Origin of the sequence: Streptomyces sp. NBC_01476 (assembly GCF_036227265.1) — a bacterium.
Classification (GTDB): domain Bacteria; phylum Actinomycetota; class Actinomycetes; order Streptomycetales; family Streptomycetaceae; genus Actinacidiphila.
Genome location: NZ_CP109446.1, coordinates 7,373,944 through 7,386,672, shown reverse-complemented (window position 1 = coordinate 7,386,672; position 12,729 = coordinate 7,373,944). Strand labels below are relative to the sequence as shown.

10 protein-coding genes are annotated in these 12,729 nt (G+C 69.0%); 6 read left to right on the top strand and 4 right to left on the bottom strand.

Features of this window, described 5'->3' with window-relative positions:
• Positions 1-97: 97 nt before the first annotated feature.
• Both OG552_RS32165 and OG552_RS32160 read right to left on the bottom strand, forming a co-directional pair.
• Positions 98-2,518: a glycoside hydrolase family 32 protein gene (locus tag OG552_RS32165; RefSeq protein ID WP_329138968.1), complete on the bottom strand. Its 2,421-nt coding sequence runs from the start codon at positions 2,516-2,518 to the stop codon at positions 98-100.
• Between the two features lie 136 nt (positions 2,519-2,654).
• A complete protein-coding gene (locus tag OG552_RS32160; RefSeq protein WP_443071219.1) occupies positions 2,655-3,821 on the bottom strand; it encodes a carbohydrate kinase family protein in 1,167 nt (388 codons plus the stop codon).
• Between the two features lie 302 nt (positions 3,822-4,123).
• Between OG552_RS32160 and OG552_RS32155 the strand changes: the two genes are divergently transcribed.
• The 6 genes from OG552_RS32155 (at position 4,124) to OG552_RS32130 (ending at position 10,999) form a co-directional block, all read left to right on the top strand.
• On the top strand, positions 4,124-5,152 hold the full coding sequence (locus OG552_RS32155; protein WP_329138966.1) for a sugar ABC transporter substrate-binding protein: 1,029 nt from the start codon (positions 4,124-4,126) through the stop codon (positions 5,150-5,152).
• Between the two features lie 44 nt (positions 5,153-5,196).
• Positions 5,197-6,192, top strand: a complete 996-nt coding sequence (locus OG552_RS32150) for an ABC transporter permease (protein WP_329138964.1) — start codon at positions 5,197-5,199, stop codon at positions 6,190-6,192.
• Between the two features lie 143 nt (positions 6,193-6,335).
• A complete protein-coding gene (locus OG552_RS32145) occupies positions 6,336-7,172 on the top strand; it encodes an ATP-binding cassette domain-containing protein (RefSeq protein ID WP_329141307.1) in 837 nt (278 codons plus the stop codon).
• 77 nt (positions 7,173-7,249) lie between these two features.
• A complete protein-coding gene (locus tag OG552_RS32140; RefSeq protein ID WP_329138962.1) occupies positions 7,250-8,290 on the top strand; it encodes a LacI family DNA-binding transcriptional regulator in 1,041 nt (346 codons plus the stop codon).
• 876 nt (positions 8,291-9,166) lie between these two features.
• Positions 9,167-9,595: a hypothetical protein gene (locus OG552_RS32135; RefSeq protein WP_329138961.1), complete on the top strand. Its 429-nt coding sequence runs from the start codon at positions 9,167-9,169 to the stop codon at positions 9,593-9,595.
• A gap of 63 nt (positions 9,596-9,658) precedes the next feature.
• Positions 9,659-10,999 (top strand): VanZ family protein, encoded by a 1,341-nt coding sequence (locus OG552_RS32130; protein WP_329138959.1) that lies wholly within the window; start codon positions 9,659-9,661, stop codon positions 10,997-10,999.
• Between the two features lie 110 nt (positions 11,000-11,109).
• On the opposite strand, the gene OG552_RS32125 is transcribed toward OG552_RS32130, so the two are convergent.
• Together OG552_RS32125 and OG552_RS32120 are read right to left on the bottom strand one after the other, a co-directional pair.
• Positions 11,110-12,159 carry a S66 family peptidase gene (locus OG552_RS32125; protein WP_443071218.1) on the bottom strand — a complete coding sequence of 350 codons (1,050 nt, stop codon included), beginning with the start codon at positions 12,157-12,159 and terminating at the stop codon, positions 11,110-11,112.
• Positions 12,057-12,668 carry a TetR/AcrR family transcriptional regulator gene (locus OG552_RS32120; RefSeq protein WP_329141305.1) on the bottom strand — a complete coding sequence of 204 codons (612 nt, stop codon included), beginning with the start codon at positions 12,666-12,668 and terminating at the stop codon, positions 12,057-12,059. The genes OG552_RS32125 and OG552_RS32120 overlap by 103 nt, the downstream gene beginning before the upstream one ends.
• Between the last annotated feature and the right edge of the window lie 61 nt (positions 12,669-12,729).

The window sequence follows — 12,729 nt, the reverse complement described above, 5'->3', positions numbered from 1 at the left end:
CACGAACCGGTCCTCGCAGGGAAACACGGACAGCTCTCGCAAAGCGACGCAGCGCGGTGAGCTGCCTGCGGTCAGCCGATCCGCCGGAGCCCGCCGGTCAGCTCAGGGTGAGGTTCTGCGCGACCGTGCCGGCCGCGAAGGTGTTCACCCCGAACAGACCGCTGGTGTAGGCGCTGTCGGTGGCGTCGATGACGGGATCGGCTCCGTCGCCGAACCACACCCTGATACGGGACCCGTCGGTCCGCACCTTCAGGTGGTAGGTGCGGCCCTCCACGATCGGAGTGCTGTGGACGGCGATGTCCCGGCCCGGCCGCCAGAGCTTCACCACGCCGCTGGTGTCGATGTTCGCGGTGTAGCCGGCGCCCGAGGAGTCGGCCCGGAAGGTCAGCCCGGTCGCGGTGCCGTTGGTCACCGACAGATCCCCTTCGTAGGTGAAGTCGGTGCCCGTCCGGTCGCTCAGATAGAACCCGTCCTGTGCCGAACTGCCGTGCAGGCCCGCCGGAGTGACCGTCCACGCGCCGCCGTGCGATGTCCACTGCCCGGCGGCGAAGGCGGTGAAGCCGGCCGGTCCGGTGTTCAGATTCTGCACGGTGGAGGTGCCGTTGAAGGTGTTCACGCCGAACAGGCCACTGGCGTAGGTGCTGTCGGTGGCGTCGATGACGGGATCGGCTCCGTTGTCGAACCAGACCCTGATACGGGACCCGTCGGTCCGCACCTGCAGATGGTGGGCGACTCCCTTGCTGACGGGGGTGCTGTACACGGCGATGTCCTTGCCGGGGCGCCACAGTTTGACCACGCCGGCGGCGTCGATGGTCGCCGTGTAGCCGGCGCCCGCGGCGTTCGCCCGGAAGGTCAGACCACCCGCCTGCGCGGTGCCCAGCGTGATGTCACCCTGGTAGACGGCGTCGGTCGCGCTGCTCGCGCTCAGATAGAAGCCGTCCCCGCTGGTGGCCGCCTGCTTGCCGCCCGCGACATCGCTCCAGGTGCCGCCGGAGGCGTGCCAGGGCCCCTTCAGATTGCTGTTGAGGGTGGACTGGGCGGTGCCCCAACTGCTGTTGAGCCGGGTGAAGGTGGCGCTGTCGAGCTTGACCTTGCCGCCGGTCGCGAAGAGCCGGATGCCCTGGCTGTCGGCGGCGGAGTCGAAGTTGACGTTGTCCGAGAGCGAGTAGAGGCCGCCGTCCGCGTAGATCTCCAACTGGCCCCGGTCCACCAGGAGCTGGAGGGTGACCTTGCCGTTCCTCGGTGCGAGCGGCTTGCCGTAGAGGGTCTGCGCGGCGGTGTCGTAGACCACGCTGCGGTCAGCGGTGCCGTCGGAGCGCGCGTGCAGGTCGAAGCCGAACCGCGCGGCGGTGGCGCCCTTCACGTCGAACTGGGCGGTGATCTCGTAGGTGTCCGCCTTGACGTCGGCGAAGAGGTTGCCACCCTTGCGCGCGTCGATGGTCTGGTTCTTCCAGGTGCGGCTGTCCGAGGCGAGCGAGGAGAGCTCGGCGACCGGGGTACGGGTGACACGCGGCCCGTCGGGTGTGGTCACCAGGCTGAGGGTCGCCGGGAAGGTCGCGTTGCCGGTCCAGGTGCTGCCCTGGTTGCCGCCTTCCCAGGCCATCTGCACGGTGCGGCCGCCGGGGGTGTTGGTGAAGGTCTCGGCGGCGTAGAAGCTGCCGCCGGCGTACGTGGTGCCCAGGTTCATCTGCTGCGGCTGGGTCCAGTCGGTGCGGAAGGTGGTGCCGTCGAAGGTGCCGACCGCGTACTGGCTGGAGGCCGAAGTGAGCACCCACCGCTGCCGGTCGGCGTGCCCGTCCAGCGGCAGCGGGTACATGTCGGGGCACTCGAAGAGCCAGGGCGCCTGGAAGCGGCTGGCGAACGTCCAGTCGAGCAGGTTCGGCGAGGTGTAGATGCTGACCCCGTTCCCGCCCTCGTCGGACCAGACGACCATCGCCCACCGGTGCCGGGCGGCGTCCCAGAACACCTTGGGGTCGCGGCTGTTCACACCGCTGGGCACGGTGACCACCTTGCGGCCCTTGTCGTACGCCTGGAAGGTCTGCCCGTTGTCGTTGCTGTAATAGACGCTGACGCCATTGGTGTTGGAGAAGACCACGATCGGGTCGAGCGAACCGGTCTTCAGGCCCGCGGTGTTGTCCTTGTCGACCACGCCGCCGCCGGACCAGAGGTCGCCCGGGTGGACGCCGGGTTCCATCGCGATCGGCTTCTGCGTCCAGTGCACCAGGTCGGGGCTGGTGGCATGGCCCCAGTGCATGGTGTCCCAGGTCAGGCCGTGCGGGTTGTGCTGGTAGAAGAAGTGGTACAGCCCGTTGGCGTACACCAGCCCGTTCGGGTCGTTCATCCATCCCTGCTGCGAGCTGAAGTGGAACTGGCCCCTGAACGGCTCGCTGTAGGTGGTCGGCTGGTACGGGAACTCGGGGTAGTCCCACGCGGTGCCGGCCACCGCGGGCGTGCTCGGCAGGAAAGCAGCCAGGCCCGCGACCAGGGCGATGAGCAGCACGCAGACTCTTCGACGCATGTGATGAACCCTCTCCGGATGCCGTCAGATTGATGTCATCGTTGACACATGTCATCGCTGACATCCGATCGATGACCGATGATGAGCCCGTGCCGTGACCCCGTCAACACTCAGGACGGGATCGGGGAACGGGAGTTCAGCGCTCCGCGGGCACGCCGGGGCCGCCGCGCGCCTTCTCGACCTGATCTGCCCAGGGCGGGTTGGGACCGGCGACCGCGCAGGTCAGCGCGGCCACCCGGACCGCGTACGCGCAGGCCGCAGCGACTCCGGCGAGGTCCAGCCCGCCGAGCCGGCCGCCGAGCAGTCCGTGCGCGCCGAGGTGGTGCAGCAGCCCGGCGGTGAAGGAGTCCCCGGCCCCGACCGTGTCGACCACCGCGACCGGCACCCCGGGCACCGTCACCCGGCGGCCGTCCAGCGAGGCCAGTGCGCCGTGCGCGCCCCGTGTGACCACCACCAGCCGGGCGCCCGCGGCGTGGAAGCCGTCGCACGCGGCCTCCGGCGGCAGCCCGGGGGCGATCGCGCCGAGGTCGTCCTCGCTCAGCCGCAGGATGTCGGCGACCGCGCACCAGCCGGGCAGCCGCTGCCGGTAGAGCGCCGGATCCACCAGCGCGGGACGGATGTTGGGGTCGATGCTGACCGTGGCGTGCGGACGCACCGCGGTGAGCAGTTCCTCCACCAGCACACCGCCCGGGTCGCGGACCAGTGCGAGCGAACCGGTGTGCACGCACACCGAGTCGCGCAGGCCGGCCGGGTCCAGTTCGGCCCGCGTCCACTGCCAGTCCGCGGTGCCCTGGGCGTGGAAGGAGTACGTGGCCTGGCCGTCGGCGCCGATGTCGGCCACCGCGAGCGTGCTGGGTTCGGCAGCGGTGGCCGCGGCCGACAGATCCACGCCCGAGGCGAGCAGGTGGGCGCGGAAGTGCCGTCCGAAGACGTCACCGGACAGCCGGGCCAGCATCCGGGTCGGCGTGCCCAACCGGGCAAGCCCCACAGCGGTGTTGGCGGGCCCGCCACCGGGCAGGACCCGCAGCCGCAGGGCCTGGGTGGCGGCGCCGGGGCGGGCGGCCGAGGCCGCCGTGCCGGGGTGGGTGGCGGCGCCTGACCTGCCGGCCTGAGCATCCGCGCCAGGCACGAGGGCCGGGTCGTCCGTGCCGGGGGCGGCAGCGTGAGCATCCGTGCCGGGCCCGAGGACCGGGCCATCCGCGCCAGGCCCGGGGCCCGGGTCGACCGTGCCGGGATCCGCCTCCTCGGTGAAGACATCGGCGACGCACTCTCCCAGGACGGTGACCCGGCGCGGCGGCTGCATGACGGTTCGTTCCTCCAGGTGGGACGTGGGGTCGGCGGTCCTGGCCGGGGCGCCGGCCGAGCGGCGCCACCCGGCGGCGGCCCGCCATGTTGCCAACTCGTGATGACCGAGGGGCATTGACGTTGCCGGAGCGGGAGTCCATCATCCTCCGCAAGCGGTGTCAACGATGACATGTGTCAACGATGGCATTGCCCGGGCGGGCCTGCCCGTCCCCTGTCACCACCGCACACCGCCGGCGTGCCGCGTCCCCACCGCGTACGCCGAACCGCTCACTCCACCCGCGTTCTCGTAGGGAGTTCCGCATGTCCCGCAGACCTCGTCCGGCCCTTCCGCGTCCGGTTCTCGCCGTCGGCGCACTCGGCCTTGCCCTGTCCCTGGCGGCATGCGGTTCCGGTTCCGGGTCCGGGTCCGGCAGCGGCTCGTCGTCCGGGGGCAAGGTCAAGGTCGGCCTGATCACCAAGACCGACACCAACCCGTACTTCGTCAAGATGAAGCAGGGCGCCGAGCAGGCGGCCAAGACCGAGGGCATCCAACTGTCCACCGCGGCAGGCAAGTTCGACGGTGACAACGCCAGCCAGGTCACCGCGCTCGAGAACATGGTCGCGGCCGGGGTCAAGGGTGTGCTGATCACCCCCAACGACTCCAAGGCGATCGTCCCGGCGATCCAGAAGGCGCGCGCCAAGGGCGTACTGGTGATCGCGCTGGACACGCCCCCCGAACCGCAGAGCGCCGTGGACGCCCTCTTCGCCACCGACAACGAGAAGGCGGGCGAGCTGATCGGCGCGTACGCCAAGGCGGCGATGGCCGGCAAGCAGGCGAAGATCGCCACGCTGGACCTCGCGCCCGGTGTCTCGGTCGGCGTGCAGCGGCACGACGGCTTCATCAAGGGATTCGGCGTCACCGACTCCGACCCCTCGGTCGTCTGCTCGCAGGACACCGGCGGCGACCAGGCCAAGGGCCAGACCGCGATGGAGACCTGCCTGCAGAAGGCGCCGGACATCAACCTGGTCTACGCCATCAACGAGCCTGCCGCGCTGGGCGCGTTCACCGCGATCAAAGCGAAGGGCCGGCAGAACGACGTCATGATCGTCGCCATCGACGGCGGCTGCACCGGCGTCAAGGCGGTCAAGGACGGCAGCATCGCGGCCACCGCCCAGCAGTACCCGCTGAAGATGGCCGCCGACGGTGTGAAGGCCGTGGCCGCCTTCGCCAAGAGCGGCCAGAAGGCGAGTGGTTACACCGACACCGGTGTCAACCTCATCACCGACAAACCGCAGTCCGGCATCGACGCCAAGGACAGCGCCTTCGGCCTGCAGAACTGCTGGGGCTGAGCGCGCGCACCACCCGTCACCCCGCACCTCCGGCAAGGAAGCCCATGACTGCCTCCACCACGCTCTACGCCCGGGCGAAGGAGCCGACCGCGCTGCGCCGGCTGCTCACGGCGCCCGCCGCGGGGCCGTTCGCGGCCCTGGTCCTCGCCTGTGTCTTCTTCTCCTCGGCCACCGACCAGTTCCTCTCCGGCGGGAACTTCTCGCTGATCCTCCAGCAGGTCATGGTGGTCGGCACCCTCGCCATCGGCCAGACGCTGATCATCCTCACCGCCGGTATCGACCTGTCCTGCGGCGCCGTCATGGCCTTCGGCGGCATCCTGATGGCCAGGCTCGCCGCCGAGGGCTCGCTGCCGCCGCTGCTCGCCATCACGACCGGCATCGTGGTCTGCGGAGGGTTCGGTCTGGTCAACGGCCTGCTGGTGCGGCTGGTGCCGCTGCCGCCGTTCATCGTCACCCTGGGCATGCTCAACGTCGCCTTCGCGCTGACGCACATCTACTCCGACGAGCAGACCGTCACCGGGCTGCCGGGCCCGCTCACCGCGCTCGGCAAGACCTTCCCGCTGGGCAGGACGGATGTCACCTACGGTTCGCTGCTCACCGTCGCGCTCTTCCTCGTCTTCGCCTACGCGCTCAACGGCACCGCCTGGGGCCGCCATGTGTACGCGCTCGGCAACAGCGCGGAGAGCGCCCGGCTCAGCGGTATCCGGGTCTCCCGGCTCACCGTCGGGATCTACGCGGTGGCCGGCCTGGTCTACGGCGTGGCGGCGCTGCTGCTGGTGTCGCGGACCGGTGTCGGCGACCCGCAGGCCGGGCAGACCGAGAACCTGGACAGCATCACCGCGGTGGTGCTCGGCGGCACCAGCCTCTTCGGCGGCCGGGGCACGGTGCTCGGCACGTTCGTCGGTGTGCTCATCGTCGGTGTCTTCCGCAACGGCCTGCAGCTGATGGGTGTCTCCTCCGTGTACCAGACGCTGGTCACCGGAGTCCTGGTGATCCTCGCCGTCACCGTCGACCAGCTCTCCCGGAGGGGGTCGCGATGACCGAGCCTGTGGGCAAGGACGTGACGGCACCCGAGAAAGTGACGGCGCCCGGGGAGACGGCCACGAAGCAGGAGGCGGCCGAACCACAGAAGGCGGTCGCACCGCAGAAGGCGGCCGTGCCCGGGGAGAGGCCGCCGGCCGCCGTGACCACCGGGTCCGTGCCCGAGCCGGTGCTGTCGGCGCGGGGACTGGTCAAACGCTACGGGCATGTCGTCGCGATCGACGGCGCCGACTTCGACCTGCTGCCCGGCGAGGTGCTGGCCGTCATCGGCGACAACGGCGCGGGCAAGACCAGCCTGATCAAGGCGCTGACCGGCGCGCTGGTGCCGGACGCGGGAGAGATCATCCTGAACGGCGAGCCGATCAGGTTCGCCGGCCCGCAGGACGCCCGGCAGCACGGCATCGAGACGGTGTACCAGGATCTGGCCGTCGCCGCCTCGATGGACATCGCCTCCAACATGTTCCTCGGCCGCGAGATCCGCCGGGCCGGCGTGCTCGGCACGGTGTTCCGCATGCTCGACAAGAAGGCGATGCGGCGCGAGTCCGCCGAGCACATGGCCGCCCTGAAGATCGGGCTCGGCTCGCTGTCCCAGCCGGTGGAGACGCTCTCCGGCGGTCAGCGCCAGGCCGTGGCGGTGGCCCGCGCCGCCGCCTGGGCCCGCAGTGTCGTGGTGATGGACGAGCCGACCGCGGCCCTCGGCGTCAAGGAGTCAGCGCAGGTGCTCGATCTGATCCGCCGGATCCGGGACCGCGGTGTGCCGGTGATCCTGATCAGCCACAACATGCCGCATGTCTTCGAGATCGCCGACCGTATCCATGTCCACCGGCTCGGCCGGCGCGAGGCGCTGATCAGGCCGTCCGACTACGGCATGGCGGAAGTCGTGGCCATCATGACCGGTGCGCTCAGCGTGCGGCCGGACGGAGGTACGGTCGTGGCGGACAGCGACGCGGCCTCGGCAGCCGGGGTGCGGCAGAGCTGATCCGCGGAAACCGAAGTCCGCGGGGCCCGGCCGCACTGCGGCCGGGCCCCGTCAGCGCCCACAGAAGAAGGTGGTTCATGGCAGCGGCCCGCCGCCCGACCCTGGCCGATGTCGCCCGCGAGGTGGGGGTCAGCGCCAAGACCGTCTCCCGGGTGCTCAACGAGGACGGGCCCAGTTCCCCCGAGACCCGGCAGCGGGTGCTGGCGGCCGTGGCCAAGCTCGGCTTCCAGCCCAACCTGATGGCCAGGAGTATCCGGGTCGGCGGACCCGACACGACGGTCGGGCTGGTCGTACCCGACCTCGGCAACCCCTTCTTCGGCGCGGTCGCGGGCGGCATCGAGGACGCCGTGCACAGCCGCGGCCTGACCCTGCTGATGGGTTCGTCCGACGACGACCCGGAGCGTGAACACGCCCTGACCCGTACGTTCCTGGCCCGGCGGGTCAGCGTGCTCATGGTGGTGCCCTCGGTCGGCGCCGACCACTCCCAGCTCAAGGCGCCCCGCGCCGCCGGGATGCCGGTCATCTTCCTTGACCGGCCGGGCAACGGCCTGACCACCGACACGGTGGTGAGTTCCAACCGGTCCGGTACGCAGGGCGGTGTGGCCCATCTGATCGCCCGCGGCCACCGCAGGATCGGCTTCATCGGTGACCTGCCGACCCGGCTGTGGACCCGCAGGGAACGTCTGGCGGGGTACCGCGAGGCGCTGGCCGCCGCCGGCCTGCCCTACGACCGGGCGCTGGTGGCCAACGCGCACGACCCGTCCGGCGCCGCCGAGGAGACGACCCGGCTGCTGTCCCTTTCCGACCCGCCGACGGCGCTGCTGTCCGGCAACAACGTGATGACCATCGGTGTGGTGGCCGAGGTCGCCCGCAGCCGCCGCAAGGACGTCGCGGTGGTCGCCTTCGACGACGTGCCGATGGCGGAGATCCTGGAGCCCGCGCTCACCGTCGTCGCCCAGAACCCGGTGGCGATGGGCGAGTTGGCGGGCACGACGGCAGTCGAGCGCCTGGCGGGCGACCGCTCACGGGCCCGTACGATCACGGTGGAGACCCGGCTGATCCCCCGCGGCTCCGGCGAACTCCCCGCCCCGACCAACCCGAACCACCACCGACGATGACCCACCGGCGACGGTCTTCCGACCGCGTCCACACGCGCCGCATGGTGGCGTTGTCGATCAGGCGCGACGTCATAGCCGCGCGCACTGATGCATGATCGACGGGTGGACCACCAGCCGTGAACCGGCCATGCGGAACTGACCGGCGAAGCTCCCGGCGTTCCCATGGCCGCTGGAGATCGGTGGCCAGCCGTCGACCGTAGTTGGGTGTGAGCAGTGATGCCACGCCGGCCCGGGCTCACCGCCCACTGGCTGCCAGTCGACTTTCGGCCGGGATCACGGTGCCCTCGACAAACCGGAGTCCGGCGCTCTGCGAAGCCAGGCGGCGGGGCAGTTCACTACGGGGTAAAACCGGTCGATGACGGCGGCCACCACGGTGCCGAAGCGCTGCGCTGCGGTGATCGTCCACGCACCGGGATCCCTACGTATCCAGCTGACCGAAAACGAACCCACCGCCGTACTTCGGCGGCCCGTCGACCACCTCTGCGTGGTCTTCGGGCACGGTTCCTATGAGCGCACGAACCACCCTTCAAGAGTCCGGCCACCTTGTCGCAAAGACAAGCGAAATGGCCTTGTACCGCAGAGGCTCTCGATCGATATATCCCCTTTGGGGAGATTTATTTGCCATGCTCAACGAGTCTCGAAAATCCATGATTATCCAGCCGTCGGCCATGGCGGAAACTCACCGCCGCAGCCATTGATGGCGGAAAGTAAACGGTCGACTGCGGGACGTAGAAGAACTTGTTGCCCAACACACTGTTGTTACGTAGGATCACTTCCGTGGCGGTCCCGGTGGCCGCCTAAGGGTGGGGGCACTCGTGGATACTTATTGCGCGTTACCTCATCTCTTGCAACTCTTCAGAAAAGAGAGGTAGGAGCATGGACCTGGGTAAGAGTGCAATCTCTCGCGTCGCCGCGATCGCTTGTGTGACGATGGTGGCGCTTGGCTCCGGAGCCGCTTCCGAGGCGGCGTCGGCTTCTCCGCAGATCGGTGGAACAACCGGCTGCCCCAGCAGCGGCTACATCGAGCACTACTTTACCTGCACGTCGCTTTCCAACGGTGTGCTTCAGCACTACAAGTACACCAACGACATCGCGGAAACGGCATACTACAAGACAGGCGGGTCCGCCACCAGCGCTGCGGTCGGGTACGGAAAGGGATCCTCTTCCGTGTACGCTGGCGCAAAGACCATCAGTTCTGGTCAGAGCGTGGACGCAAGTTGGTCCGGCGTCGCCTACTGCACGTCGACGGTGGGCCTCCTGAAGGCTTCCTCCGGCCTATACCAGACCCCTCCGGCCACTTGCTGACCCGATGAAGTCGGGGTGTGCCGCCGATGCGGGCGGCACACCCCCTGAATGAATGGGCACCACGTGTTTTCCGCAGCATTACGCGGCCAGTCCTGGTTTCTCTTCTCCGCTCTCGTCGGCGCGCTGCTGCTGGCGTGCGCGGCATTTTCGATTGCGCGCCGTCGGGGAGTCCGGCCGTGGGAGTTCGCTGGGCTCACCGCCCTCGTCGCCGCCGAGGTGTCCGTCACCCTGCTCCTGCCGAACGGCGGCTATACGACCCGTACCTGCGTTGTCAACCGCGACGTCTTCGAACCCCTACTCACGGAGCAAGGGCTTCTCAACCTGTTGATGTTCCTTCCGATTGGCATAGCCGGCGTACTCGCTACGCGGTCGGTACTGCCAACCGTCGCGGGCTGCGCGGCCCTCTCCATGGGCACGGAACTGGCCCAGGCCGCAGTTCCCGGAATCGGACGAAATTGCGACAGCAGCGACTTCACCATGAATGTCGCCGGCGCCGCCGTGGGCGCTGCCATCGCATGGGCGATATTGAACAAGCCTGGTTCCGCAGTGCCCCTCGAGCGGCATTGGCGCCCAACCGCATACAGTTTTACCGCTGTCGCTGTTGCCGCTGCGATCATAGGAATCACTGCCGTTCAGTTCATTTCCATGGACTCCACGAGCATCCAATTTGCCAGCGGCAGCCAGAAATCCGCTGCGCAGGAGGCAATGCACGCGTCTTTCGGGGATCGATATGCGATCACCAAGGTTCAGTTCCAACCACCCGTCGGCGGAGGAAGCGACCGCGGAACGATTGGGATGATCCTTGATGGCGGAAAAGCAAACGCGGCACTGACGTGGCCCGACAATCAGGTACTGACAGTTTCATTCGAGAACTCGGACAGGACAACGAGCGAGAGTTTTCCGGTCGACGGCGCAGGAAAACCTCCCACAACGGGTGCCGAGGCACTCGCCATTGCTACGAAGTATGCGCACCAATACCACCCCGAGGCTCTGCAGGGATCGCGGAGCACAGTGGCCCCCGTCGATCCGGATGCAAAACTGGGGTGGATGGTGAGCTGGCGGCGGCTGAACACGGCAGGCGTCCTCATGCCCATGAGGCTCGACGTCGAGATCAATCGCGCAGGTAGAATCTCGCAGTTGGTCAGCGCTGATATCGGCGATCCGACCGGCCTTCCGCCCGTCAAAATCACGAAGTCCCAGGCGGTCAGGAGAGCTCGGGAATCCATCGGAAAATTGCTGCACGACGGCCAGAATTTAAAGGTGGCAGAGGTTTCCCTGCGCGCTGACGACCGCACAAGTGCGTGGCGTACGGAGTACGTTGTCTCTTATGTGGAGCCCGACGGAACTCAAGTCCAGTCGATCAGCTACGTTGATGCGACAACCGGATCGACTGTTTCGGAGTAGCCGTTAGCAGGATGACGGCGTCGCCGTGCTCGCGGCATTGGGAGGCGCCGAGCGGGGCGGAGAGCGCCGGCTGCTCCCGAGGCGAGCGGGTTGGTCGCGGGGGTTTGCGTTCAGTACGTGACGCGGATCCGGTGGGAAAGGCCGTCCACGCGGATCCGGCCGCCGACGGGGATCACGAGTTGCGGGTCGGTGTGGCCCAGGTCGACGTCGAAGACGGCCATCGTGTCGGGGGCGTACTCGTGGAGGGCCCGCAGGACGGCCTCCCGCTGCCGGCGGCGGAAGGCCGCCTTGTCCTGGGTGGCGAGCCGCTTCTCGAACGACCAGCTCTTCGCACGGCCCATCAGCAGCGCCGGGAACTGCCGCAGCAGCCCGCGTTCGCCCATGTTCCGCAGGATCCGGTAGACCTCCTGCGCGCTCGGCATCTCCTCCGAGGTCTCCAGGAAAAGGACGTCGCCGGCGTAGGTGTCGGGTGGTTCTACTTCGCGGTCCGCCATCAGCAGCCAGGAGATGATCTCCAGATTGCCGCCCCAGCCGGCGCCTTCGACCACCCGGTCGGCGTTGTGCCAGCTCCAGCCGTCGGCGGGTTCCGCTGCGGGTTCGGAGGCGAAGGTGTGCGAGTCCTGCCAGGGGCGGTTGACGTCTCCGGAGGTGCTCGCGGGGGTGAGTTCGTACGTGTCCGAGGTGAACATCGCCGCCCGGAGTGAGGCCGCGGTCAGTGGGTTCATCGCGCCGGGGCGCCCGAGTTCGACCATCACGGAGCCGCCGTGGTAACTGACGATGCCCAGGTTCCGCAGGAAGAGCAGCAGGTTCGTGTTGTCGCTGTAGCCGAAGAACGGTTTCGGGTTGGCGCGGAGAAGCTCGCGGTCGAGGTGCGGGAGGACGGTGATCTGGTCGTCGCCACCGACACTGGCGATGACCGCCTTGATGCCGGGGTCGGCGAAGGCCGCGTGGATGTCGGCGGCCCGCTCCTCGGGCGCCGCGTTCGGACCGCCACGCGGTGACCGCTGAGCCGTGCGCGGTGCCGGCCGGCGGGAATCCGGCGTGTCCGCGCGCGAGTTCAGGAGCCGGGCCGGCCCGCGGCGCCGTAGTACAGGCCGTCGATGAGCAGGGTGACCATGCGGCGGCTGTAGACGACCCCCTCGTCCGCCACGGGCAGGCAGAGATTGGCGACGGCGAGCAGAAGGTCCTTGGGGGTGACGTCGGAGCGGATCTCGCCGCTCGCCGAGGCGGCGTCGAGCAGGGCGCCGAGGGTGGGCCCGAGCCGCCCCATGAAGTAGCCGGGCAGGGCGTCGAACGCCGGATCGCCCGAGTGAAGTGCCGCGGCGAGTCCTCGTTTGGTCGCGACGAACTCGGTGTAACGGTGGAGCCACTTGGTGAGCGCGACGCCCGGCTCATGCGCGGCGGCCAGCGCCGGGCCCGCGTCCGCGCAGGCGTCCACCTCGCGCTGGAACACGGCTTTCACCAGGTCCGAGCGCTGCGGGAAGTGCCGGTACAGCGTGCCGACCCCGACGCCGGCCAGGTCGGCTATCTCCTTCGCGGGCGCGTCCACGCCCGACGTGACGAAGACGGCCTTCGCCGCTTCGAGCAGGGAGTCGATGTTGCGCTGTGCGTCGGCCCGCAGCCGGCGCGGCGCGCGTTCGGGCGTGCCCGGACCTGCGGGGCCGGTCATGCCTGCGCCGGTCGGCGCCGCGTTCTCCGTCACGACACTCCTTCGCTTGCTTTTCCGGAAA